The sequence below is a fragment of the Oleidesulfovibrio vietnamensis genome, assembly GCF_055388115.1.
In genome coordinates, this window is the sequence record NZ_AP042419.1 from 2088750 (window position 1) to 2113551 (window position 24802).

Below are 24802 nucleotides of genomic sequence, written 5' to 3' on the forward strand. Positions count from 1 at the left end.
AGATGGATGCAATTAGGTTGCACCTTTGAGCGAAGGAAACCCCAAACTCAAGGAGGACATAATCATGGGTGAAATCAGCACACTCACACTCAACGGGATGGCCGATGCCCGAACCATCGTGGATGAAGACGGTAGACTTTGGTTCGTCGCAATGGATGTTTGCAAGCACCTAGGTCTCAAGCCGAGGGATTCAGTGCGCTACTTGGACGACGACATGAAAAAGCATCTTCCAAGAACCGCCCTCGGAATGAAGCCCGGAAAGCCGCTGCTGATTATTAACGAACCAGGTCTGTATACGCTCATATTCCAAAGCCGAAAGCCTGAAGCCATCGCGTTTCAGGATTGGGTTTGTGAGGACGTCCTGCCTTCAATCAGAAAGCACGGTGCGTACTTCATGATGAAGCCCACGGACACGGATGAAAGCATAATCCAAAAGGCAATGCAGGTCATTGAACTGGCGCGTGAAGATGACGGCATTGAATGCCCCGACATCTTGCGAGAATTGGCAGACAAGCTTGAAGCCGCCCTGCAAGGTCAATTCATGCCGACATTCACGACTAGCACTTGCAAGGCTTATTCGAATGACACCAGCGACTTAGGCCCAATTATTGACGTCTAACCCAAAGGAAAAAGCTATGACACGCAGTCAATTATGCATCAAAGCTAAGTGTTTTAAAAACGGACTATCACCGCCGCATGATGCCCTAAGGCAAAAGGTACTGCGGAAACACTTAGGAGAACCCCAAACATGAAGGCTGGTTGAGAGAAATCTCGCCAGCCTTTTCTTATTTCAACCATTCCATTCTAAAGGAGAACTTATAATGGCTAAAGAAACCCTCATTCCTGTCCGTCATGAAGAAGTCGCTGTCTGCGGCGAATACATCCTTGCCGCTGTCACCGAGGATGGCAAGGCGTACTTCTCGCCGCGCCATGTGTGTGATGCGCTCGGTATCGACTGGAAAACCCAGTACCGGAAAGTCCAGTCTGATCCTGTCCTGGCAAAAGCTATGGTCATTATGCCCACACCTTCCCGAGGTGGCGATCAGAAGACCTCCATGCTCCCCATCGAGTTCGCCAATGGCTGGCTGTTCACAATCAAGAAGGTTCGCCCTGAACTCCAAGCCAAGCTGAACCTGTTCCGCGCTGAAGCCTACCATGTTCTGGACCTGTGGTTCAGAAAGGGACTTCGGTATGAAGAAGATGTACTCGAAGCCCTTGGATTGCCTGATTTCGAAAGCCCTGCTGAAGCTGCAAGAGCGTGGGCAGAAGAACGTGAACAGCGCATAGAACTGGAAGCGGAAAATGCCACACTGAGACCCAAGGCCAAGGTCTATGAAGCCTGCTTCGCCGATCGCCAGATGAGCGTTGTCCAGTTCGCGAGGACGCTACACGGCGTGAACAGCATGAAGGTCAAGGAAGACCTGATGAGAGCGGGATACCTGCGGCGTTCCGGTGGCGTGTATAGGGTGCGCGGCAAGTTCAGAGACAAGTTCTTCGCAGAGCGCATCAGCCCATTCAGAGGCTTTGTGACCATCATTGCCCTCGACGGTGGCAAAGAGAAGATGGTGGAGCTGTATCTCGATGGCAAGCTGACCATGCGAAGAGGTTTCGAGCATGCTCACGAGCGATTCTTTGATGAACTGGACTTCTAGAGAAATCGCTCAAATTTGCCGTATAACGAATGAAAAGAGCCGGATAAAGCCTTTGCCTTGTCCGGCTCTTTTTTCGCCCTCAGCAGGCTTAATTCACGCAAATTCCAGCAAGTAAAATCATAGGAGAGAGACCATGACCAACACCAAAGCCATTGCCAATCAGATTGTACGATTCGAAACTGTAACCATTTGTGGCAGTCCCATTCTTGCAGCAGTCGCCGAGGATGAACGGCGTTACTTCTCGCCAAGGCACTTTTGCGAATCCCTTGGAATAAGCTGGCCTCGCCAATTCAGAAAAATCAAAGCAGACCCATTGCTTTCAAGTAGCGTAGTGGAAATGGCAACGCAGCTTCCCGGCTCAAGACAGCGGAGAAAATACACGATGCTCCCAGTTGAAATGTTATCTGGCTGGCTCGTGAACATCAAACGGGTTCGTCCCGAAGTCCAACCACAACTCACCCGCTACAGGAAAGAGGCATTCCTCGCTCTTGATGCTTGGTTCCGTCAGGGAATTAGGAATGACGAATACGTTCAGAAGAAAGTCATAACGCCTTCATGCCTACGGGAATTAGCGGATATAATGAAACAAAAAGAATGTGGCGATTTGTACTCTGCGGAATTGTAAGCAGGCAGCCATGAGGAGGTAACGAGCTTGCCAGTCATATAAGCGAAGAAGCAGGTAACGAATTGAAAAGGCTGGTCGAAAGTTCCCCTTGGCCAGCCTTTATATTTCACAGCGAGCCTGAATCCCATTTGGCATAAACAGACGCTATCTATTCTGTTTTACAGGGCATTACTCGCATGTTGCGCAATTTTTGCAACTCTATCTTGACACGTCGTTCTTTAGATTTATTCATGCTGTGCTGACCATAATTTTAAACTCTTCAAGGAGGACGCTATGATGGTTTCTAAGCTGAATCCATGGAACTGGTTTAAGAAGGAAAGCGAACAGGAAAAGACCCTTCCGGTTAAGCAGACGGAACGGGGAGCAAGGGAATACGCTTCTCCGCTTGACCACTTCCACGCAGAATTCGACCGTATGGTTGATTCGATGTTCTCTGGCTTTGGAATGCCTTCGCCTCGCCGCTTGTTCGACGCTGCCAGCCCGATGCTTGGCAAGTCTGTCATCAAGCCGAAAGTGGATATTTACGGCACTGACAAAGAGTATGTTGTTGAAGTGGATCTTCCCGGCATCGAAGAGAAAGACCTGTCTGTTGATCTGAAAGACGACGTGCTGATTATCTCTGCGGAAAAGAAGCATGAAGAAAAAACAGAAGAAAAGGGCTACTACCGCGTTGAACGCTCTTACGGTTCCTTCCGCCGGGTGCTCAATGTCCCTGATGATGCGGACAAGGAAGGCATAAACGCCAAGTTGAACAAGGGCGTGTTGCGAATCACCATGCCGCGAAACAAGGCCATTGAAACAGAATCCCGCAAGATTGCGATTGAAAGTTCAAAAGAGGACTAAACTGACAAGAGTATCTTAAAGAAACAAGAGCACTTTTGATTCCATAGTCACATAGACGATACAACCCCGAAGGCTGGTTGAGGACGATGATCCTCGCCAGCCTTTCTTTTTTGAAAATCAAGAACGTGAAGGAGAAAACTGATGAATACTGCGACTGTGACCAACTCCCTTGTGATGCTTCTGGACGACAAAGCCATGACTACGAGCCTCAAGGTGGCGGAGATGTTCGGCAAGGCGCATCGTCATATCCTTCGGGACATCGAACGCCTGATCGAAAGGGGTGTGCCCAATTTTGAGCAGACCTCATACGTCCATCCGCAGAACGGTCAGGAGTACCGCATGTTCCTCATGGACCGTGACGGCTTCTCCCTGCTCGTCATGGGCTTCACCGGAAACAAGGCACTGGCTTGGAAGCTCAAGTACATCGAAGCCTTCAACCGCATGGAAGCCGAACTGATGAAGCGACAGGTGAATGTCCTGCCCGACTTTACCAATCTTGTTGAAGCTGCTCGTGCGTGGGCTGATCAGGTCGAACAGAAGATGATTTGCGAAGCACAGGCCAAAGCCCTCGTTCCTTAGACTGCAAGCAGACAAGAGTTTCTTTGAATGTACTGAGACGAGGAGCATCACGAAGGGGGCAAAACGCCCCCTTTCAAATAACTAGCTCAAGATATACCAGCCGATTTTGGTGCAAAAATCTGAGCTGGTTTACAACGTTATGAAAAGCGAAAATCCCCCCCATGCCCTTTGTGTGTGCTGAATGGGCGAGGCGTTTCAACCGCTGAAGACTGCAAGGCGTACTTCTCGCCACGCCATGTGTGTGAGGTGCTCGGTGTTAGCTGGCCTCGTCAGTTCAGAAAGATCATGGAAGATCATGTGCTTGAGGGAGTTGTTGCCATTTCGGAAACAACTGGACGTGACGGCAAGACCAGCAAGATGTCCATGCTCCCCATCGAGTTCGCCAACTGTGGCCGAAATGACCATGGTTACCACTGGCGGCTGATGGGTACTTTCGAGATGCGTTACCGAAATGGCAACGCAGCTTCCCGGCTCCAGTCAACGTGTGAAGATCATGGCTGATCCGGTACTCTCGACCACCGTTACCAATTCGGTAACGAAGCGTTATGGAAATCATCCCGGTACATCCTTGTTCCATCTCAAAAGGTATACCTTGTGGAGCACACATGCCATTGCCCGAAAAGCCGCTTTGTTCCGTGTCTCAAAACCTCGCAATCTCATTTCTTGACACACCTTCTCGAAAAGTCTAGTCCTTCTGTTACACAATGAGCACAGAAGGAGGAAACAGGAATATGGCTCATGTTGGATACATCCGTGTTAGCTCAATCGACCAGAACACTGACCGCCAGCTTGCTGACCTTGACTGCAACTTGGTGGAAGTATTTGAAGAGAAGGCAAGTGCCGCTACGTCTAAGCGGCCTAAGCTGGAAGAGTGCATGAGGTTTGTCCGCAAGGGCGATACGCTCCACGTTCATTCAATAGACCGCCTTGCCCGTAACCTTGACGACCTGCTCACGCTCCTAAAGAAGTTCATAGGCAAGGGCGTCGCCGTTCAGTTCCACAAAGAGGGGTTAACCTTCACAGGCGAAGACAACCCATTCCAAACGCTCCAGCTTCAAATTATCGGAGCCGTCGCCCAGTTTGAACGCTCCATCATCAAGGAGCGACAAAGGGAAGGTATTGCCAAGGCACAAGCCAAGGGAAAACACTGCGGCAGAAAGGCCAAACTGACGCCAGAACAGGCCGAAGAGCTTCGACATAGGGCAACAGTCATGGGTGAAGAAAAAAAGGCGTTAGCGGCTGAATATGGCATAAGCAGGCAGACCTTGTACCGCGTCATCGCTGAATCCAATTAACATGCTGAAATATTTCAATAATCAATTAGGTTGCACTAATGAGGGGAGAGAACGCTCCGCGTCTCACTCTGTCAGATCATCTTCAAGGTTACGCCTATCCCAAATAGACGACCTCTCTCCTACACTTTCTTTCTTGGTAAGGCCGGAGGACACTAGCCCGACACAGCAGTGTTCTTCGGCTTTTCATGTTGTGACGACTTGTGACAACGACAAGAAGAAAGAGCTGAACTTAAGATCAACTATAGTGACAGCTAAGGAGCAAGGGGAAGTAAGCAGACAAGGAAGAAGAGGAAAGAAGATACCTAAGTCATACAGCAGTGAACATAACGTGAACTGAAGTAATGACAGTGTAACCTAGGTTTCAACCTACCCAATGGCCCTACCCACTCCCACAAGTAAGACATCCTAAGTATAACTTAGGGAGCAACCTAAGTGTACAGACAGGATTGAAGGAAGTAGTAGGATAGGGAGAAGAAGAAAGGGTGCAGACTTAAGTCAAACTTAAGACAACTATAGTATATATAGGGGAGTGGTCAGGTATCAAAAATAAAGAAATTTGTCAAGATAAAATATTGTCGTTGTGAATTTTTTGTGTACGTCTTCACAGCTACCTACCTCATAGCAACCCTTTAACAGTGTATCAAGATTGAGTAGGAGACAGGTCTATGTGTGAACCAGCTTCAGCTACAGCGGGAACAACAGCCGCAGTAGGTGGAACCACAGCAGGCACTACTGCCGCAGCGTCTACGATTACAGCGTCTCAAATGTTCATGTACTCCCTAGCCATTGCCGCCGCTTCTACAGCCGCCAACATGGTCGCTCAAAGTGAACAGGCGAATGCCATGAACTCATATCAAAGCGAAATGGCAGACAATTACAACAAGACAGCGGTCAAGAACGCCGAACTCGCCAACAAGGATTACATCGAACAGACAGCCGCTGAAAGCATTGCGCTCATGCAGAAGCAAGAGGCGGCATCTCAAGAGGTGCAACGGATTCAAAGGGAACGCCTTGAAAAGCAAGGGACGGCTTTAGCTTCAAGTGAGGCGGCTGGTCAGTCGCTCCAGTTCCTCATGGACGACTATCACAGGCAAGAAGCCCTCTACAGGGATTCACTGAAGCACCAGCTTGATATGGACAAGGACGCATACGGCATATCCGTGAAAGGCTTCAGGGATACCGCAAAGAACCGTGGAACGGCTTCAGGTCGATACATCCCCAAGCCTGTCAACTTCCCTAATGTCGGTTCAATGGTCGGTGCGGCTTTGTCGATTGGAAGCAAGGGGCTTGGTTACTATGACCAGTACAAGCAACCGATATACGACCAGAACGGCAAATTCACAGGCCGCTATTCGCTGACAGGGAAATGATATGACAGCAACGGGACTGGCAAGCAGGAGAGGATAAAGGTACGAAGGCATGAATGAAGTGTGAAGACTGACACAATGGACACATAAGAGGTAGCCTTGTCGTTCTCCCTAGCTTGTCAGTCTTTTTATTGAAAATGAATTTCAATTACAATTATCCGTGTGTTTTTGTCTTTATCAGTGTTTTGTCTTCCTTCATTCTCTTAATGCCCTCAAGTGGCTAAGAGTGGGGGTATTTGCTTCATATTTTGATTCTGAGGCATTTTTTGTCGTTTTTGCTTGTCATTCGTCGTGTTTTCTTTTTTAAGCCTTTAGAAGCGAAATGTGGACGTTTTCCTTGTCATCCTTGTTGTCGCTACGGTGCGACGGTGAAGTATCTGGATGATGAGAAGTTGGTTGTGACTCGCGCTGACTCCCGCGAACTGTTCGCTGGAGTACGCAAAACCCGAAATGCCATTTCCACCCACTGCAAGGGGGCCTCAATTCAGGGCGTCCCTTCTAATGGTGGAAACAGTCGTCAGGCTCTGAGTTTCTGGATGATGAGAAACATACCCTGCACAATAAGCAGGATAATCCGGACGCCAGATAAAGCGTTGGCCTGTTGGATGAAGATGAGCGGAACAACTTCAGTAATCCTGATGGTAATCCACGGAGAGGTATTCCGCACAGTTACGTCATCATCAACGAATCCGGCCTCTACTCTCTGATTCTCCGCTCCCGCAAGCCGGAAGCCAAGAGGTTCAAGAAGTGGCAACCTTGTGACCGTCCTTGAGAACAACAAGCCCATGACCACCAGCCTCAAGGTGGCTGAGGTGTTCGGGAAAAAACCACAAGCATGTGATGGAGGCCATCAGGAACCTCGACTGCCCTACATCCTTCATTGAGTCGAACTTTCGGCTCAATGAGTACGATGTCAAAGTTGGCTTCGGAATAAAGAAGGCTCCGATGTACCTCATGACCCGTGATGGGTTCACCTTCTTGGCGATGGGATTCAACGGAGCGAGAGCCGCCGAGTTCAAGATCAAGTACATCGAAGCCCTTGAATGTTCGGCAGATTTTAGAAAGCCCAATTTTGGACTCTCTTCCTATTCCGTTCCCAATAACCGCCGTCCCTATCCCATGTATCTCATGACCCGCGACGGCTTCACCTTCCTCGCGATGGGCTTCACCATTCCTGTCTTCCCGTTTCTCCTTCCCCTTAATCCTGCCAATCCCGCTGAAGATTCGACGCAGAAAGCCGCAAGTTAGCTTTCATATTTCGCTTCTAAGGCGCGTTTTGCCTCGCCCATATGAAATCCATCATGACAATCTCAAAAAGACGCTCTAAAGGCTTTTAATCCATTGCTTTCCATGCGGCACAAGGGCGTCAAGCGTGATTTCCCTGTCCCAGTCCACAGGCTGGATGACATCACGGAAGAGCGTGGATGCTGGGTAGCTGCCTTCATAGATTGACGTGATGTCGTCGAACTCGCCTTTTTCGTGGCCTACGACTTCCTTCAATTTGCGGCGGTCAATGTCGTGGAGCTTTGCCCATGTGATGAACGTATGCCGGAAGGAATGGAAGGTAACGTTGCTGACTTCGCCTTCACCCGCGCCAACGCCGCAATCACGACGGAAGCGCGTGAACCACTGCGTCACGTTGGCGGAGACGTTTCCTTCACGCTTGCTCAAGGTCTTGCGGGAGAACAGGTGTAGTTCGCCTTTTGACCTAAGTGTTTTCACGCGCTCAAGGAGGCCGAGCCTGATAAGGAACGGATGGACCGGGACAATGCGTTTGCCTGCGGCTGTCTTGAGTTCCTTGTCGCCTTCGTTGTTGATGTCGATACAGGGAACTCCGTCGATTTCGCGGATGTCGTCCAGATGGAGCTGGCATATTTCTTCAACACGTGCGCCTGTAAACAGGGCGATAAGCGGTGCCCAGAACTGCCATGCTTTTGTGAACTTCTGCTTACCCGTGGTCGTGCCTTGGTAAGGCGCGCTGTGGAACAGGGCTTTCAGTTCATCACTGGTGAAGGCGCGGCGTTTGGCCTGCTTCGCCTTGAGGGTGTTCTTCTTGAAGGCCAACGCCACGTTGAGAGGCTTGGCCTTGTCCACGTAGCCCTCAAGCTCTGCCCAGTTGATGAATGAGCGCACATTGTCAAAGCGCGTCTTGATGGATTTTGGCTTGAGGCGGTGGTTCTCAGGAATATCCATTTTCAGGAGCTGCGCCTTGCTCTTGCCCTTGTAATGACAGCGGTAGCGAAGCGAGGGCAGCTTGACCAGCTCCTCGCGGTATTTCCGCATGTGGTCGCGGGTGATTTCGTGAGTCGGCAGTTTCTTGCCATTGGAAACCATTTCCGCGAACTGCCGAAGCTGCGGAGCCAAGTCCTTCACGCTGGTGACTTTCCATTCACCGCTTTCCGTCTTGGTCTTGATGTACTTCTCAACGGCTTCGGTGATGGTGGGCGATTTGCGGGAAGGTGCGGCAGGTTGCTGCGTGACGACAACCGTTTTGCCAGTTTCAGCTTCCGAGAGCTTGCTGGCAAGCGGTGAAAAGTCAATGGAGCCAGCTTCGTCATACGCCTTGGCAATGCCTTTCATAAGGGCGTCGCACAGCTTCTTGTAGTCCGTGGACTTCTCCGAGACCTTGATACCTTCCTGCTCCAGAATCCCGCTGACAAGATTCTTCACGCCGCGATAATCGGCATGTGCCGCCTGTTCGCGAATGTCCGAGGCAATGCGCTGGCGGGAAGCTAAGTGCTTTTCAAGCTCATTATCCTGCCAAGGTCTTTCCCGATTGACGCGCAACTCAAATTCATAGTTGAGCGTCTCCTTCATTTCCCTGTCTACAAGTTCCCGAATCTTTTCGTCGGTAAGATGGTTTTGGAGTGTTTCATTCGCTTCAGTCATGGCCTTTCGGTTTCTGTTTTCAAGAGTGGTCGATTTCGTTTTCAGTCGTCGGATTTCCGAAAAGATGTCATGCGCCTTGGATGCCAGCCGCATAGCCTTTGGACGGGCTTCCTTCAGGTGCGAAGTGCCAAGGGAAAGACGATACTCAGTCCTTCCCAGCGTCGGCTGAAGGTCGGCTGGAATACGTATGCGGAAATATAATCCGCTTGGACGAGGAAGCAAGTAGGCAGGTGCGGCTGCGTTTAAAGCCGAATTTGAACCAATGGCAGGAGAACAAAACGACACAGGCTTATACCCCTTGTGTACCACCGCTGTGTACCAGACGGTGTTTTAGGATATAAGCCTGCTAAAAATTCAGCTATTACAGCTGCTTGCATGCGCTGGCGGAGAGGGTGGGAGTTTGTTTTTACGTCTCACCTAACCACTTGATTCTATGTGGCATTCTTCGTGTAAGTCGTGGGCGTATACTCTCTTTCTGTGTACCCGCTTGGTGACGCTTAAGTCAAGCACGGGTCGTCCTTGGATAGACGCGTGAAAAAAGCGAAAAGTTAGCTGCGCCTCCCTAAGCCCGGAGCTCCACAGGTTACCCAGGTTTCGTTGTTCTCAGGATAATGAGCATGTGGATTTGAATTCATAATTTGGCGAGCGTAGCTTTCTCTAATACTTGTGTTGTGTTCGAGTTTGTAATGCTGAGTGACCGATTCAATGCTCGCAATAATTTTGGATTCACAAAGCGGACAATGACAATAGTATTTCTTTTTTAAAGACGGGATTCTAGGCATTTGACTCTCCCTGTTGCAAATAGCCCGAGTGTATTTGTATTTCCCGTTATCATAGGTTGCTGTTTATTGCTATAAGATATGCGATTGTTAGCCGAGTTCGAGGCGCCTCATCAAGCGTTGAACACTAGCCGCATACCATTGGCCTCCACGAGGTGTTCTGATGCTGTTTCTATTCAGCTCAGTCGCAATCCCATTGGCACTGTTTATCCCTTGTTCAAGCAATTTGGTAATGTGACCACGAAGCCGTTCCGCGCGATGATTAGCATTGTCCTTGATCCTTTTGACAGCTTGATCATTTCCAAGCCCTCGTAGATGTTTAGCTCCCTTCGGATTGCCTAGCTTTACGCCACGTGCCTTTGCAGCCTCCAGAGCGGCCTTTGTTCGCTCTGAAATACGTTTACGTTCTTCCTGTGCCATTAAGGCCATAATGCCCACGGTGAGTTCATTTGCTTCAGGCATATCGGCACATACGAAGCGGACGCCAGAACGTTGAAGACCGAGCAAAAAGTATGCGTCACGAGACAGGCGGTCGAGCTTTGCGATGAGGAGGGTTGCTCCAGTCAAATCACAATGCTCCAGAGCTTGCTTCAGTTCAGGACGGTCATCATTCTTTCCGCTTTCAACTTCGACGTACTCTTCAAGAAGTTCCCACTGTCCTCCATTCAAATAGTCTTCAACAGCCTTGCGCTGGGCTTCAATGCCAAGACCACTTCTTCCTTGTCTCTCTGTGCTGACACGCAGGTACGATACGAACTTGCCTTCCACAACTCACTCCTTTTCAATTTGCATAACGTTCGTTTGGCAATTTGATAAGCAAAAAATAATGCCACATGTCAAGAGTTTCGAAGTGAGATTGATAAGAGGGGGCATTCAGAAAAGCAGCAGGTTGAGATGGCTTGGGAACGTATAGAAGCGAAGGCGGGGTATGGGGGGAAACGCGCTGATTGATATATCGTAAAGGCGCTCAGATTTTTGTGGCAAAATATGCTGGGGATGGAAAACGAGGGGGAGGACACAACGGCCCTCGCCCCTCTTTGGGTTTAGTTGTTGGTTGAGATAGTAGACAGCTTGCTGCCATCGATCAGCGCGATCTCGCCTTTGTTAATCAACGTATCGACCTCTTCGACAGAGATGTTCAGCTCATTGGCTACATTACCAAGTGAGTAGAAGACATTGCCTTTGGAATTGTGATGGGTAGGCTGAATTCCAGGGAACAGCTCTGCGAATTTGTCGTCGATCATTTCTTTGACTTCTCCAGGTGCCGTTGAGCAGAATGCGCCAAAAGCCTCAGCGGCCAATTCAGAATCAGTCTGTTTGACATATTCCAGCGCTGTTAAGACTGAAACGACCTCATCAAAGTCGGAGAAGTTCAGTTCACCTTTCAGGCGTTCCACTTCCTTCTTGTAGGCTGTACGAAGGTCGTCCTGCAACTGAATCATCGGCATGAACTCATTCATCCGTTCGCACAATCCACGGCGAGACTCCATAGTCGATTTGACGATAACTTCTGCGTATTCAGTAATACACTCAAGCTGGAGTCCGGTTTCTTGCTCGCACCAGTCCAAGAGGATTTTCATCTTGCGGTCATAGTCTTCATACTCATTTTCCAGAGTAGCAATCAGGATGTCGGTCAGTTCGCAGTCGTTGGTAAAGGTGATATTGTTGTTCATCTTTTAGCTCCTTATATTTTTTAGTTATTGTTAAAGGGGACGTGGTATCCGTCGATGTCGCAGCGCAGGAAGTCGTTTTTCTGGTTTTCATCCTCCGCGATATGTTTAGCGATCCTCAGCGCCAGTGCGCCGAGCTTAGAATGACAAAGGCGCTCGGAAAGAAAATCCCGAACGCCTACCGTGATGCGATCCTTTCTGCGGTGTGTGAATGGATCTCGTCGTGTTGGTGCCAGACGTAACAGTCTGACCACCATTTGATGCCTGAAATGCTTGTCGCTCCTGAATGCCTCTGGAGACAGCTCCTGGTAAAGGAAAATGGCGACGAGGGTTGCCATCATGTCCTTCGGCTCGACATGGCTTTCCCGAAGGTGAACTAGCCAGTTGTTCGTTCGTTCCCAGGCTGACTTACTACCAGACCAGACACGTCGAGGCTGAGCAGATTGAAGCAGACGATCCAGTACGTCATACGCTCCTTTTATAGCCGGGTGGTCTCCGTTCTCATCAAGGAAACGGTAAACCGACGACAGGCATGGAGCGAGTTCACCTTTGGTCACTGTGTGGCCTCTGGGATCTCCTGTACGCTGACAACGGTCATCGTGTGCATCACAATAGCGTCCCCATTTCTGTACAGTTCTGAAACAGCCGGGGACGTCGCAAGTGCGCCTTGCAGATTTGCATTGAGCAAGACGCAGCCATGAGGGTGTCGACATGCGACCTCCTTGTAGTTTGTGCCTGCCAACCAGGCGTTGATGGGATGGGTAAGGGACAAGGAATGAGTAGTTTCCAGTTTCCGACCTATAAGGGTAAAGAAACTGGAAACTGAAAGAAGGTAGGAAGATAGGTGCGGTCAGCGAGTTACTCTTACTCGCTGAGTCGCAACTAATAGTCTTCTTCCTCGTCTACCTGCTTCTGACTCTCCGCAGCCATAGACAGCAATTCATTCCATTCTTTCTTGCTGATGAAACCATTGGCAATGGCCTGGCTCTTCAGCTTGGACATCTTCGACTTGCTGCATTCGAAAGGTAATGCTTCACAGAGTGCATCCTGTGTCGGATACTCCAATGTCTTAAGCATATTGATGATGGTCTGAATCTGGTCGTCCTTTGATTGTCGTGAGTTCCAAAGAGCGCCCAGGTCTTCGTTGGGTTCCAGCCACACTTCCCGTTCTTGAATGGTCTCATCTCTCGGACACCGGAATTTGTCCCAGCACAGTCTGAAAGACGTCCCATTCGATTGGATCGACTCAACCGCTTTGAGACCGAGGATAACCTCAAAGGTCGTGGCAAGCTTCGAAGAACCACGATAGTTGTTTGCGTTCTTATTTGAATGATGAACGAGAATACAAGCTACCTTTGCTTGCTTGAGCTTCATCAGGAACTGGAGAACCTCGTTGAAGTCGCCTGCGTCGTTCTCATCCTTGATGGATGCCAAGGTCGAGAGATTGTCGAGGATTACAAGGTCGTAGTTCCCGATGTGATATGGGTTTGTCTTCTCATCCATCGTTGCAAGATCCAGCATCAACTCACGCCCTTCCTCCAGCGCAAGGTCTGGGAAGTCAGCGTCTGGTCGTTGATACTGTCGAGCAAGAACGGTAATGTTTTGGCCAGTCAGTTCTTCATCGAGATTCAAACCTGGAAGAAGGATCTTGGCTCGTTCGATGATGTCCTGAATGTGCATTTCTCCGTCTACGAATAATACCCGGCGTGGCTTGATGGCTTTCCAGCCCATGAACTCTCCACCGCCAGCGATGACCAAAGCCAACGTCAGTGTCAGCATGGACTTGCCGACACCAGGAGGGGCGTAGATCATGGCGCTTTCTCCGTCTCGAAGCCACGGCTTGAGCAAGTGTTCTCGTGGCGGGAATTCAGTCTTCAACAACGTGTCCAGCGAAGGGGCTCTCAGCTTACTATTCATGCTGCCCTCCAAGCTATCCTTTTGGGGATGAGGAATGCCCAGGAGACCCGAAGCGCTTTCCTGCCTTTCTGTCCAAGATCCTGCTTCCAGTCGTGGAGTGTTGTCTTGGTTTCTTCATGAAAGTCGCTACAAAGGCTCCTAAACTGCTGAAGCCATCTTTGTAGTGTCTTGGGTCGTTTCTTCATGGAAAGCCCGTTTGAGCAGGCTTTCAGCCACTTGCCGAACCTGAATGATGTCTTTGTATGAACTCGCATATGAGTCCTCCATTTGTTTATGGCCGAATTTGGCCGTTCATAGAAAAAGGCGAGACGCGCTATGGCTATCCCGCCTGACCAAAAGGATTGTATGTGAACTGAGCATGGATCTGACTGGTGTGCAGACAGTTAAGCTCAGATTTCACCTGGAGGTGTTCTTCTCTTTTAGGTGAGGGTTAATTCTAACACTATGAAATATTTTAAAATTGCAAAAAGAGATCTGATTAGAGTCTTGTTCCAAATAAGTGACCACATAAGCGATATGATGTCCTACTACTTATTAAGTGGGCCCTAATCTCATCCTGCTGTTTTTTTGTTTATTAAGAAATTCTTCATGTCCTTATCCAGCGAAGCGATGATCTTCTCCTTCGCCTTCACGATCACCTTGGAGGTCGCCAGGATTCCCTGCACGTCGTCACCCTCAAGCGTCGGACGCCGGAAGGTATCGAAGGTTTCCACCAGAAACTCCTTCAAGATGGGCAGGATCACCCTTGGAGACAAGGAAGCGCGACAGTTGTATGTGGGTAGTCCCGAAGGAACGCGCCACCTCACGAAGGTAGTATTCTTCACCGTCCTTGGTGGCACCGACGTGGTACTCAGCCTTCGGAGCCAGTACCTTGTTCTCGGCTGCCAGCCGCTCGCTCTTACGCACTTGCTCTGCGGCGAACTCAAGAGCTTCGGCCAGAGACTGAGGCACCTTGAACTTGGCCTGGAGTTCAGGGTCGTTACGGAGACCCTGACGGAACCATGCGTCGAGCGCGGCGTAACCTTCAGCGCGGAACAGGTTCAGCTTGGCCTGGAGTTCAGGGCGGACCTTCTTGATCGTGAACAGCCAGCCATTGGCGAACTCGATGGGGAGCATGGTGTTTCTGTATTTCTTTCCGTCTGCGGCAGTTGTTGGCATTTCACCAACGACTGAAACGAGTACCGGGTCTGCCTTGATTTTCCTGAACTGGGTAGGCCAGTCGATGCCAAGCGCATCACACACATGGCGCGGCGAGAAGTACGCCTTGCCATCCTCGGTGACTGCGGCAAGGACACGTTCGCCGCACACGTCGACTTCCTCGTGGCGCACCGGGACGAGGGCATCGGTGATGTCCAGGTCAGGCAGGAGGTGTTCCATGCCGGACTTCTTGGCGATCTTACGGACAGCCTTGTCGTCGTAGAAGTAGATGAGGTTGAAGTTCTTGCCATTGTAGGTCTCGGCACAATGAGTGGCGACATCGACGCCGCCGAAGAGTTCATTGATGTCGGTGGAAACATAGAGGTTGTCCAAAGCACGGACGACGCAACCATCGACGAGATAATTCTTGCCAGTGTAATCCTTCATGTTGATCTGTTTCATTCTGAATCTCCTTTTCACTTTGGGTTTCAGAAACGAGAAAAGGACAGGCCGACCTAATGACCTGTCCTTCTCGCTTGTTGTGTTGAATGAGGTGTTCATGCTTAGAACTCTTCACCTCACCCATATGGCACAGCCGTGGGGCTTATTCAGTGCGTCTTAATTCTAAGACATTGGTTTATCTGTGGTGGAACCTAATTGAATCTAGTGTGTTTCCGCCCAGTTACTTCCTATCTTGTATTCGCCGTCCAGAGGGCAGCGGAAGTTGAACGACTCAATAGAGTTTATGAGAAAATTCTACTTTTCAGAAGCATCATTTTTCGGGGGGATTACCTTTTCAGGGGAAGCTTACGACGGAACCTCCTTGATTTTTTTGATTTGGTTTGTTTGAGGGCACGAGAAAAGGGCAAACCAAATAAATGGCATGCCCTTTCAAATTAGCTTTGTTCTTTTGCTTACTAGTGTGGGTTAATTCTTTGCGCTTTCAAGTTGCGTCTGACAGGTCTACCTCAGCTACGTGTTGGCTGCTTACATAGTGGGGGATAATTATCAGCCTGTCGTGCTAGAGCTCTCATTGCTTACTAGTGGGCCTTAATTTTTAACCTCGATATTTGACAGCTATCACGGGCTCGGTTGAGTTCCTCCTGCTTACTAGTGAGGGTTAATTCTTGTTGTATTGAATTTTTATTCTACTTACTAGTGGGTCTTAATTTTCAACATGCTGATTTCATTTAATATCATTCAACGCCTAAAGCCTTGTATACAGCGTCGATAGGATCTGAATAGAAACTGGTTTGGAACTTGGCAAAAAGTTCACCTGGAACCGTGGGGATTTCCCCAACGCTGCTCATGGGAATCAGCACTCGTTTGGCCCCTGCATCAAAGGCAAGCTGAAGTGTTGCCGCCAAATCGCTGGCAGGTATGATACTGCCTCCAAGACTCATATCTCCCAGAACAACTAAGCTTCCCTGGACAGGCTTACCCAGCAGACCAGAGCATAGCGAAATGAAACTGGAGAGAGTCATTGTGCTATTAGGACCTGCGTTGTGTAAATCAACAATATGCAAGTGATAGTCACGATCTCCAGGTTTGGATGATGCACTGACTCGATTGGCATTGGCCTTGAAATAATCGAATGCGATGCGGAGTGGCTCCTTGGCCTGCATACCGGATCCAACTCCAGAGATAGAGAACTTGCCGTTTCCGGCTGTCACCTGCAGTTCAATACGATACAGACCAAGATGGGCAGACCCGCCAGATCCAACGGTATGAAGCGTACCCGGATTAAGCGGCCCTTCAGGGATCAGAGATCCGCCTCCTTGCTCCGGCAAACTGACGAATTTTTCTTCCATGGTTTCGCTGTCGATATAGCTGAAATGGACATCATAGAATTCCATTCCACCGAGCTTTTTGAGTTGCTCCTTGACGCGTCTGCGGCATTCCAAGGCGTAACGGATGCACTTCTCGACTGCCTCTTTGGTAAACTCCCCATGAGGGTATAGCAGTTTGAGCAGGCCTGAGACCGTCTTACGGACAGCAATTGTGTCTCGTTGGTTGAGGTTATTACCCAGTCTAAAATACTTATCGATTGCGTCGGCAAAGGTGGTCTTGCGCATCTCACGGAAGTATTCCGCCATATAGTCCACGATGAGCCCATATTGGTTTGTGAAGAATTCTGGACGCATCTTGGGGATCTCCCATCCGGGAGTATAGCAGTGCATGCGGTCAAAGAACGCTGTGTCGATCATGGCCTCCGGGAACGGTGCAAACAGATGGCTTGTCTTTACCAGTGTGTCGACGCTCTGGTTGATATTACCGACAAAAACCATAGAGGCATTAGCACTGATGGCGTCACGGCCTCGGGAGAAGGAGCCTGATGCCATGTAGTCCTTCATGATCTGCACGCCGTCCTTGTCCTTGAAGCTGATCCCGGCAACCTCGTCGAAAGCGACAACATCCCATACGCCTACCAAGCCGACCTTGTGACTGCTCATGTTGTAGAACAAGTTGGCAACGGTTGTTTGGCCACCGGACACAAGGATGCTGCTCGGACTGATCTCTTTATAAACGTGGCTCTTGCCCGTTCCACGAGGACCAAGCTCGCAGATGTTGTAATTGTTCTCGACCAGAGGAATAAGCCTGGATAAAAGATGCCACTTCACGCGCTCTTCAATAGCGGTAGGTTCAATGCCTGTTGAACGCATCAGCACATCAAGCCACTGTTCTTCGGTCAGCTTTCTACGGCCTTCATACACAGTCTGCATATCCATGTTGGGCATCTGGATAGGCTTGAGTTCGCTAATCGAGAACGGCGATCCTTTCTGCCCTTCCTCGAAGAAGTAGTTGATGGAAATGATGCACCATATGCCTCCGACCAACAGCTTTTCGAACTGTTTAACCGTGTTGCTCGATACTTCAACCCCCTTGGTTCCTAAATTCGAAAGGAAGGCCTCATAGCAATCGCGCCTCTCGTTTAGTTTGACCGTAACCTTATCAATGACCTTGAAGCTTCCACGTTCACGGATTGTCGACTTGACCTTTTCCGCTTCATCTGGACGCACGTAGTTTTGTGAGAGGATGTCCTTAACGCTCTTGATGCCGTCTTGGATGACCTCTTCATCGTCCGAAGCGCAATAAATACCCAGAAGATATTCCAGAACGTAAACAGGGACATTTGCTCCTTCTTTGAGAAGCTTGGTGAGATCCTTGCGGACTACCTTGCCCTGGAAGTGTTCATTGAGAAGTGTATCGAGACTGATGGCTTCATTTTCCATTTCAATATCCTTAGAAATCATTGATGAATGCCAAGTCGATGGTCATAGGCACTCGTTCATATTCAATCTGTGTTGCGGGATCTCGGAGCACCAGAGAATACTCTTTGCGGTTATTGTAATCACCTTTTTTGAGCATGAGCTTTACTGTACGCTTGCGTTCTTCCATGGAATCAGAAGCGCTGTCGAAGGTGACTGTTTCTTCATTACTGATTGGAGTATCCCCGTCACGAAGGGAAATGACGAGAGTTCTCGGTATAGTTTTCCCAGCAACTTTTTCCGTTTGGATCAGCTCGAACTTTTGGATGTAGTTGACGATCTTGCGGGTTGATCCAAGCAGGGAAACTTCAACCTGTTTTGCAGCTTCTTTCTCTGCCGCTTTACCTTCCAGCTCTTTAACCTGAACTATGGGCACAACGATTTCTTGAGGAAGCGCTCCTCCATGGATAAAACGGGCTCCTCCGGCAAAGTGAAAGCGATTGATGCCTTTGGGGATCCAGAACTCCATGTCATCAGAAGTGCCAGCCGTGGTTCGTGTGGAACCATGCCATACCTTTTCAGAGACTCCCAGATCCTTGCCAATGACATACCGTTTTTTGGCTTTGATGACGCCCTCGGGTTTGATGCCCAGATCGCTTCGTTCCAGAGATGTGGGAGGCGTGTCTTGATAAATGAAACCGTGATCCGCAGTTACGAAGACATTGGAGCCGTTCAGGCTGTTTACGATAAAACTTATCAATCTACTGATTTTGTTGATTGTGTTTCGGGCTGCGAGGAAAGCTCGTCCTTCCGAGCTTCTTGTATCACCTGTGTCATCAATCTCATCATGATAAAGGTATATCACTCGCCAGGGACGGACCAATTCTCGGCCTTCCTCTTTGTTCATGGCAAGTAGAGCATCAGCTTTAATAGCGATGCCATCCACATCAGCGAGAATCGCTCCTCGTTGCTCCAGAGAAGCGCAGGACTGACCATCTATTTGAATCTGGTCAGTTCCTTCTTTGTAACCGTACTCACGGCGCGGCAAAAGGGAGGCCATGCCGAGAGCTGTATAACTGGGAAGAACCCCAAGCTGGGATGAAAGCTGAGCCTTGAAACGGAACTTGGAGTTGACATCCCGAGTCAGCTCTTCGGCCACCTCGTATCGCAGTGCGTCGCTGATAATGACAAAAACCTTGCTTCGAGGATGCGATTGTAGAATGGGTTTGACCTGCGTTGTGAAAAAGTCCTGCTGATTGCGCACGTCGGAAATCGCCCAACGTTGCAGCAATCCGTCTTCCTGGCCAGATGCGTTTTCAATGAAGCCGCCCCATGTGACAGACAGTTGGTCGAGATACCAGCCGCCATAGCAGCTTTCCACAACCTTCTGAACGTCCTTGAGAACGTCCCATCCTGCAAGCTCGACTGTATCCGCTTTCTCGTGGAACAAGCGGTAAAGCTGGTCGAAGCGATACAATTCGGACGTGTACGCCTGATACATGGCTTGAGCCGTGGCATAGCTCAGACCAAGGTCGTACTGTTTGCGCAACGTGAGTAGCTCCAGAACGGCATCCAGAGCGTCGTAGGTTGTGGCGTAGATGTTTCCATTATCGCCATACTCATCAAGCTTGATGGTGGCCCAATGACCATCTTTTCTGCGCAGGATAACAGGTCCGAGTTCCTCAGGCTTTTCAAGGCGTCCTTGTGTGATTCTGGTGCGCAATGAACGGATGATCTGCCGTTCGGCTTCCTCAAAGGTCATGACGTCGATGAGAGCCTGTTCGTCGTACCCAACGATATGTTCGTCGAGACGTAGCTCTTTTGCTATTTCACGAGCAATGGTCACGTATTGGCGATAGTGGCTCAGATTGCTGCGCCATTGCGAGACGAAAACAGAGGCATTGGTTGCCAGTGCTTTCTGAGTGAGGATGAAATGAGCCAGAGATCCAGGGACATCTCCGTGCAATGTGTTTGCAAAGTCGTTCACCAACAGCCGTATCAGCAGGTCGGATAGACTAGGGTTTTCGACATCATAGCCGAAGGTCTTGGCCATTTGATCCCAGAAGAATGGTGCGAGATCGAACTTCTCAATGTCTTGCCATGCCTTAGTCGGAGACTTGAAGTCGCAAGTATCATCGGAGCACATCTCACCAAACAGTTTCATGAGGATATCAAAAATGCCTGCCTGCTCTGCACGGCTGAGCACAGCGAGGATCTTCATATCGATGTCTCGCTCCCGATCCTCAGATGCTATAAGCTTTTTCAGACGGTTAACTCGTTCTTTGCTGTTAAGGAATTTCTTCCGATCACTTAAATGAGCTCGCATGCTCTGGCTGGTAAGTCCAAGTTCTCCCAAGAGTATGGATGCACGATCCGCATGGAAAGAGCGGCTATACAAGCGAATGTCGAGTAGCCAGTCATCCTCTGGTGCAGGTTCCATTGCTGGGGAGTAGATCAGGTACTTCCCGGTAGCATCTTCCAGCTCAAGCTTTACTTTCAGTTCCAGCAGGCTTTCATTTTCGGTATTGACCAGCGTGACTCCATCGAGATCTAGCTCAGCAACAGTTTCAAGGAACTCTTGATCTGGATCATTCCAAAAAACAATGCGACAGCCTTCAGCGTGGAAAAGCTTGGAAAGGGATTCGGTGATTTTTGAGGCGTCCATTTATCTATTCCGTTCTGGTGGTGCATTGTTTACGACGTAATCGACGAGGGAAAGCGCGAGAGCCTTTATACTCGCTGTGTCCATTTGAATTCGCCAATTTGTGTTGCGGCTATTAGGTCCATCATGCAGCTCAAATCCTTCAATATCCTCACGAGTTCCATAGGCCTCTATGCGGCAATGAGAGATTGCATTCCTAAAACGACGAACAAATTGTCTAAATGAATTATTTGAGTTTTCTTCATCAAGCAGTGTGACAATATGAATGTCTTTACAAAAGTCTTCGATTGAGCCTTGAGGAAGGTATTCCGCTTCCTTGATGAAAACTATCATGCCCAAACAGGAATTGATGAGTTGAGTTACGTTGTAGACGTTCTCTTCTCGTGCATCCCATGCTGCTTGGATATGCTCAAGGTTTGCCTTTGTCCTAAGTGCAAAGTCCCGATGAAATCTATCGTATAAACCCATGACTAACTCCTATTGTGGATTGCTTCCGGTCACAGCTTTCACTTCAGCCAGCAGCTTGCCGAACTTGCCGTAGTTGACCTTCACGCCGTCGTCGAGGTCGAGGGAGATGCGTTGGTCTGCGTAGTGGCGCAGGAGTTCGTCGAATTCGCGCAGTTCCTGTTGCTTCTTACGCATGGTATCCAGCTCCTTTTGCAGCTTTCTGGCTGCAGTGGCTGAACCTGCGTTGTCCTTTTCCTTATCCAGGTAGTCGATACGGGCGTTGTACTTACCCTGCAGGGGAGTGACGTACATGGCACGCATCCGAGCCAGGGTGTTCTCGTTGTATCGGTGCAGGTAGACGAGGCACTCGAAGGCCTTGTGCTTGCCGCTGGAGAAGAGCCAGTAGATGGGGCGCTTTTTGTAGACCTTGAGGTGGTGGTCCTTGAAGAACTTCTGGCTGATGAAACGCCGGATGGTATCGATGGGCGCTTCGCCGCGTTTGGGATCCAGGCTGTCGGCGACGAACTTCAGGTTCTCGTCCAGCGTCTCTGGCGACCAGGCGACCTTGAGAAACTCCTCGAAACGATTGGTTGCGTCATCCTCAAACCAATCGTCGTCCATGACCGGCACGATGCCGTCCTCATCCGCCGGGAAGGTGGCGTAGCGAGATGAATCAAAGCCTTCATTGCCGCTGTGGGCATAGATCAGCCCTGGCTCGTCAAGGGAAAAGCGCCCCATCATGCAACCGATGGCGTAGGAGATGAGTTCTTTTATCGTGTCGGTTCTAAGAAGTGATTCATATTCATCTTCAGCTTTTCCAGAACCATATTGGTAAGAGGGATTACATGCTAAGGTTATCTCATTGTTTGGAATACCAATTTGCACCTCCTCTGACAGGCCATACTTGTCAGCAAATACCCCATTGAGGCTCTCTTCCAACTGCAAGCATTTATTGGTGATGTTATTCCATTGTTCTTTGCATTTACTATATGAATCCTTAACAAGATTTCCCTTTGTCTTAGTGCTAAGCAAGTCAATTGTCTTGAAGTTCCATGAATATTCATGACGATCCCAATCTTCTTTTGAAATATCAATGAGCTGATCGACTGTGTCCACAACGAATTCTTTTTCAAAATCAATTATGGGAAGGCTTGCTATAGTTCCTGCCTCGAAATTAAGAGTTGGAGATATGCTGGCTAGCAACGCTCTAGTGATTAACGTATTTGATAGCCCTAGAAGGAACTTCAGATCATCAGATTTTTCCGAAAAAATGCTACAACCAGCGACGTCAAATATATACCCATTTGGGTAATATCTCATTGCAAGATGAGAGCTGGATATTTTAGACCAGCTAATGCTTTGCTTGAAGTACTCTGAAATACTTTTTATTGTCCTCGTAGGGCTCCCATAAAGGGAGGCAGCGTGACCTAATATTTCTTCTCCATCATTTTCCCAGTTGACAACGAAAAAAGAATTTCCAAACCATTTTCTAAAGTCTCCCCCCTTGTTATAGGGAAACCATTTCCTATTAACTCTTGCTGCCTCATTCCTGCTTTTTGCATCAAAACAAACCTTAGTGAAGCTAACTTCGGGCCAAAGTCTTAAAAAACGATTGTTATCACTGGTAGCCATTCCTTGGCGAGTATCCCCTATAGTTTTTAGCGGGAAGCTTCGAGAAAACACATCGCGCATCTCATCACTCACCCAATACGCAATCGGACTCCCAGGAATCTTCTTGAAGTCGGAGGCGGAGGCTGTGTAGTACCAGCCGCAATCCTTGTCTCGGATCGCTTCCAGTGTCTTCGGAGCTTGGTTGTCGGCTCCACGGAAGTCGGACAGGCGGATGTAGCTGCCCTTGAGGTTCGGCAGGTGGCTGTTGGCGAGGGTGTACGTACAGATAGGGACTGTTGCCCCGTCAAAGCCCGAGTATTCGAGCTGAATCAAGGATGTGATGGTCTTCTCGTCGATCAGGTAGTCCCGCAGTTTTTCGTAGGAGGAGATGAACATCCACACGAATGGCGACATGAAGCCAAGCTGGGCGTGAGCCTCCGACATCTCGAAGTTCCGCACCACAAAGGCTGAGAAGAGGTCGGATTTCACATCCGCATAGTTGTCCTTGAGGAATGATTTCAGGTTTGGGTTCAACCCCTTACCGCCCATATATGGTGGGTTGGTAACTACATAGCCATACTGCCTTGCGATGAGTTTTGCTTGGGTGACCAACGGCAGCAGCGCCTCCGCCCACCTTCGAGACTCCATGTCCGAAGCAGTCAACGCCTTGGCAACCAGCTTCTCCAGCCTGGGCAGAGCGTCCTTGAGCCTGTTATGCACCGTGAGCAATGAACCAAAGGTCTTGCCGTCCTCGAACAGGTGCAGCAGCGAATACAGTTCCTGCTTGGTCACGTCCGGTTTTTCAGTCTCACTGAGGCTGGCTTGAACCGTAGTCGGTTGCATCAAGGAAAGCTGCTTGGCTTCTCCTTTGCCTCCGATCTCTTTTACTCGTTCCCGGAGCAGCACCCCTGCCACCTCGTCCACATCCAGCCCCTTGCTTTCTTGAATTGCCATGACGTTCAGCTTGGCTGGATTTTCAGGATCAAGAATACGCCGATCATCGGCTCGCGCCTTCATCAGCACGGTGAAGCGAGCAAGCTGCGCGGCACGGTCGTCAATGTCCAAGCCGTAGAGGTTCTTCTCCAGGATGAGCCGGGGGATGTCGCGGGTGCGGTAGCCGCGCTCCAGATAGATTTCCTTGAACAGGTCATAGGCTTCGGCCAAAATGTGCCCGGAGCCGCAAGCGGGATCCATGAAGGTCAGTTCTTCCGGGTTCAGTTCCTTGGGGGTGATGGCGGTAAGCCTCGCCTGGACCTCGGGCTCCTGCTCGGCGGGTTCGATGTAGAACTCCATCTTGCCCTTGATGCCTGACGCCGGGTAGGTCATCAGCCATTTGCGACCGACTGTGTTCTGAACCATGTACTTGACGATCCAGTTGGGCGTGAAGAGCTGCGTCGCCGCCGGGATGTCTTCGCTTTTGACCACCTTGCCGATGACCTGGTCCTTCTTCTCCGAGATATAGAACTGGTACAGCCAACCCACGATCTCGATCTCGTCCCAATTCTCCTCCGGGATGTCGTTCACCAGCTTGCGGATGGGCGAATTGGTCTGGAGTAGGTTCTCAGGTAGCAACAACTCCGATGCTCCATGAACAGCCTCGAACATCATGGGCATAGCGCGATGCAGGGCATTGCATTGTTTGACCAGCAGCAGGCGATACAACTCGGCGTCCTTGTCACCAGCCAGACGCAATTCCGCTACTTTGTTCTTGTCCAAACCAGGCAGATCTACGCTCGTGGCTTTTTCAAGGATTTCCGGAATGTCAGATCCGCTCGGATTGCTGAGCACACGGTATCCATGCCCAAGGTAGTCATGCAGTTCCATGTAGCGTAATGCGCAGAAACGGTTGAACCATGTGTAGGCCACCGTTTCCATGACCTGATGAAAGCCTTTGATCTTGATGCGTTCTTCGAGTTTCTTGCGGCGTTTTGCCACATCCTTGGGAAATGGACGTCCTGCAATGATTGCGACGTCGCCTTTGACTTCCACGGGCTCGATTTTCTTTGCAGATAGGCCGAGGACGCTGGCCCTGTCAGTCACTGCCTGAATGAATTCGCGGCGAGCCTTTGGCGCATAGGATTTGAGTATATTTCGATTGATGGTCATGTATTTCTCGTATG

General features: G+C 49.6%; 21 protein-coding genes. 10 read left to right on the top strand and 11 right to left on the bottom strand.

Annotation, left to right across the window (positions count from 1 at the left end; genetic code table 11):
* The first annotated feature begins 64 nt into the window (after nt 1-64).
* From ACZ5D1_RS09480 to ACZ5D1_RS09525, 10 genes are all read left to right on the top strand, one after another.
* Entirely contained in the window at nt 65-619 is a 555-nt protein-coding gene (locus ACZ5D1_RS09480) for a BRO-N domain-containing protein (RefSeq protein WP_464554709.1), read from the top strand.
* 202 nt (nt 620-821) lie between these two features.
* Nucleotides 822-1652, top strand: coding sequence for a phage antirepressor N-terminal domain-containing protein (locus ACZ5D1_RS09485; RefSeq protein ID WP_464554710.1), 831 nt, complete (start codon nt 822-824; stop codon nt 1650-1652).
* Nucleotides 1653-1785: 133 nt separating this feature from the next.
* A complete protein-coding gene (locus ACZ5D1_RS09490) occupies nt 1786-2277 on the top strand; it encodes a phage antirepressor N-terminal domain-containing protein (protein ID WP_464554711.1) in 492 nt (163 codons plus the stop codon).
* A 273-nt stretch (nt 2278-2550) separates the two neighbouring features.
* The gene (locus ACZ5D1_RS09495) at nt 2551-3120 is read left to right on the top strand and encodes an Hsp20/alpha crystallin family protein (RefSeq protein WP_464554713.1); all 570 of its coding nucleotides are present in this window, start codon (nt 2551-2553) and stop codon (nt 3118-3120) included.
* Nucleotides 3121-3261: 141 nt separating this feature from the next.
* On the top strand, nt 3262-3699 hold the full coding sequence (locus ACZ5D1_RS09500) for a Rha family transcriptional regulator (protein WP_464554715.1): 438 nt from the start codon (nt 3262-3264) through the stop codon (nt 3697-3699).
* A gap of 246 nt (nt 3700-3945) precedes the next feature.
* Nucleotides 3946-4200 carry a phage antirepressor N-terminal domain-containing protein gene (locus tag ACZ5D1_RS09505; protein ID WP_464554717.1) on the top strand — a complete coding sequence of 85 codons (255 nt, stop codon included), beginning with the start codon at nt 3946-3948 and terminating at the stop codon, nt 4198-4200.
* Between the two features lie 230 nt (nt 4201-4430).
* Nucleotides 4431-4994: a recombinase family protein gene (locus ACZ5D1_RS09510; protein ID WP_464554719.1), complete on the top strand. Its 564-nt coding sequence runs from the start codon at nt 4431-4433 to the stop codon at nt 4992-4994.
* A gap of 665 nt (nt 4995-5659) precedes the next feature.
* Nucleotides 5660-6364 carry a virion core protein, T7 gp14 family gene (locus tag ACZ5D1_RS09515; RefSeq protein WP_464554721.1) on the top strand — a complete coding sequence of 235 codons (705 nt, stop codon included), beginning with the start codon at nt 5660-5662 and terminating at the stop codon, nt 6362-6364.
* A 598-nt stretch (nt 6365-6962) separates the two neighbouring features.
* Nucleotides 6963-7133: a BRO-N domain-containing protein gene (locus ACZ5D1_RS09520; protein ID WP_464554723.1), complete on the top strand. Its 171-nt coding sequence runs from the start codon at nt 6963-6965 to the stop codon at nt 7131-7133.
* Between the two features lie 68 nt (nt 7134-7201).
* Entirely contained in the window at nt 7202-7609 is a 408-nt protein-coding gene (locus tag ACZ5D1_RS09525; protein ID WP_464556542.1) for a Rha family transcriptional regulator, read from the top strand.
* Nucleotides 7610-7684: 75 nt separating this feature from the next.
* Here the strand turns inward: ACZ5D1_RS09525 and ACZ5D1_RS09530 are convergent, their stop codons facing one another.
* The 11 genes from ACZ5D1_RS09530 to pglX form a co-directional block, all read right to left on the bottom strand.
* Nucleotides 7685-9559 carry a DUF6538 domain-containing protein gene (locus ACZ5D1_RS09530; RefSeq protein WP_464554725.1) on the bottom strand — a complete coding sequence of 625 codons (1875 nt, stop codon included), beginning with the start codon at nt 9557-9559 and terminating at the stop codon, nt 7685-7687.
* 560 nt (nt 9560-10119) lie between these two features.
* A complete protein-coding gene (locus ACZ5D1_RS09535; protein ID WP_464554727.1) occupies nt 10120-10797 on the bottom strand; it encodes a recombinase family protein in 678 nt (225 codons plus the stop codon).
* Nucleotides 10798-11072: 275 nt separating this feature from the next.
* Nucleotides 11073-11702, bottom strand: coding sequence for a hypothetical protein (locus ACZ5D1_RS09540; RefSeq protein WP_464554728.1), 630 nt, complete (start codon nt 11700-11702; stop codon nt 11073-11075).
* 20 nt (nt 11703-11722) lie between these two features.
* Complete coding sequence (locus tag ACZ5D1_RS09545; RefSeq protein ID WP_464554730.1) at nt 11723-12256, bottom strand: hypothetical protein; 534 nt, start codon at nt 12254-12256, stop codon at nt 11723-11725.
* Between the two features lie 325 nt (nt 12257-12581).
* On the bottom strand, nt 12582-13616 hold the full coding sequence (locus ACZ5D1_RS09550; RefSeq protein WP_464554731.1) for an AAA family ATPase: 1035 nt from the start codon (nt 13614-13616) through the stop codon (nt 12582-12584).
* 551 nt (nt 13617-14167) lie between these two features.
* On the bottom strand, nt 14168-14329 hold the full coding sequence (locus ACZ5D1_RS09555; protein WP_464554732.1) for a hypothetical protein: 162 nt from the start codon (nt 14327-14329) through the stop codon (nt 14168-14170).
* Complete coding sequence (locus tag ACZ5D1_RS09560; protein ID WP_464554734.1) at nt 14292-15215, bottom strand: phage antirepressor N-terminal domain-containing protein; 924 nt, start codon at nt 15213-15215, stop codon at nt 14292-14294. Before ACZ5D1_RS09560 ends, ACZ5D1_RS09555 begins: the two co-directional genes overlap by 38 nt.
* A 734-nt stretch (nt 15216-15949) precedes the next feature.
* Nucleotides 15950-17986, bottom strand: a complete 2037-nt coding sequence (brxL, locus tag ACZ5D1_RS09565; RefSeq protein WP_097010495.1) for a protease Lon-related BREX system protein BrxL — start codon at nt 17984-17986, stop codon at nt 15950-15952.
* A 10-nt stretch (nt 17987-17996) separates the two neighbouring features.
* Complete coding sequence (gene pglZ, locus ACZ5D1_RS09570; RefSeq protein WP_464554735.1) at nt 17997-20627, bottom strand: BREX-1 system phosphatase PglZ type A; 2631 nt, start codon at nt 20625-20627, stop codon at nt 17997-17999.
* Nucleotides 20628-21092 carry a HEPN family nuclease gene (locus ACZ5D1_RS09575; RefSeq protein ID WP_464554737.1) on the bottom strand — a complete coding sequence of 155 codons (465 nt, stop codon included), beginning with the start codon at nt 21090-21092 and terminating at the stop codon, nt 20628-20630.
* 9 nt (nt 21093-21101) lie between these two features.
* Complete coding sequence (gene pglX, locus ACZ5D1_RS09580; RefSeq protein ID WP_464554738.1) at nt 21102-24788, bottom strand: BREX-1 system adenine-specific DNA-methyltransferase PglX; 3687 nt, start codon at nt 24786-24788, stop codon at nt 21102-21104.
* Nucleotides 24789-24802 lie beyond the last annotated feature (14 nt).

Bases quoted from the DNA above. Each gene is read 5' to 3' on its own strand.
- ACZ5D1_RS09480 (WP_464554709.1), top strand. From the start codon at position 65: ATGGGTGAAATCAGCACACTCACACTCAACGGGATGGCCGATGCCCGA.
- ACZ5D1_RS09485 (WP_464554710.1), top strand. From the start codon at position 822: ATGGCTAAAGAAACCCTCATTCCTGTCCGTCATGAAGAAGTCGCTGTC.
- ACZ5D1_RS09490 (WP_464554711.1), top strand. From the start codon at position 1,786: ATGACCAACACCAAAGCCATTGCCAATCAGATTGTACGATTCGAAACT.
- ACZ5D1_RS09495 (WP_464554713.1), top strand. From the start codon at position 2,551: ATGATGGTTTCTAAGCTGAATCCATGGAACTGGTTTAAGAAGGAAAGC.
- ACZ5D1_RS09500 (WP_464554715.1), top strand. From the start codon at position 3,262: ATGAATACTGCGACTGTGACCAACTCCCTTGTGATGCTTCTGGACGAC.
- ACZ5D1_RS09510 (WP_464554719.1), top strand. From the start codon at position 4,431: ATGGCTCATGTTGGATACATCCGTGTTAGCTCAATCGACCAGAACACT.
- ACZ5D1_RS09515 (WP_464554721.1), top strand. From the start codon at position 5,660: ATGTGTGAACCAGCTTCAGCTACAGCGGGAACAACAGCCGCAGTAGGT.
- ACZ5D1_RS09525 (WP_464556542.1), top strand. From the start codon at position 7,202: ATGGAGGCCATCAGGAACCTCGACTGCCCTACATCCTTCATTGAGTCG.
- ACZ5D1_RS09540 (WP_464554728.1), bottom strand. From the start codon at position 11,702: ATGAACAACAATATCACCTTTACCAACGACTGCGAACTGACCGACATC.
- ACZ5D1_RS09550 (WP_464554731.1), bottom strand. From the start codon at position 13,616: ATGAATAGTAAGCTGAGAGCCCCTTCGCTGGACACGTTGTTGAAGACT.
- ACZ5D1_RS09560 (WP_464554734.1), bottom strand. From the start codon at position 15,215: ATGAAACAGATCAACATGAAGGATTACACTGGCAAGAATTATCTCGTC.
- brxL (WP_097010495.1), bottom strand. From the start codon at position 17,986: ATGGAAAATGAAGCCATCAGTCTCGATACACTTCTCAATGAACACTTC.
- pglZ (WP_464554735.1), bottom strand. From the start codon at position 20,627: ATGGACGCCTCAAAAATCACCGAATCCCTTTCCAAGCTTTTCCACGCT.
- ACZ5D1_RS09575 (WP_464554737.1), bottom strand. From the start codon at position 21,092: ATGGGTTTATACGATAGATTTCATCGGGACTTTGCACTTAGGACAAAG.
- pglX (WP_464554738.1), bottom strand. From the start codon at position 24,788: ATGACCATCAATCGAAATATACTCAAATCCTATGCGCCAAAGGCTCGC.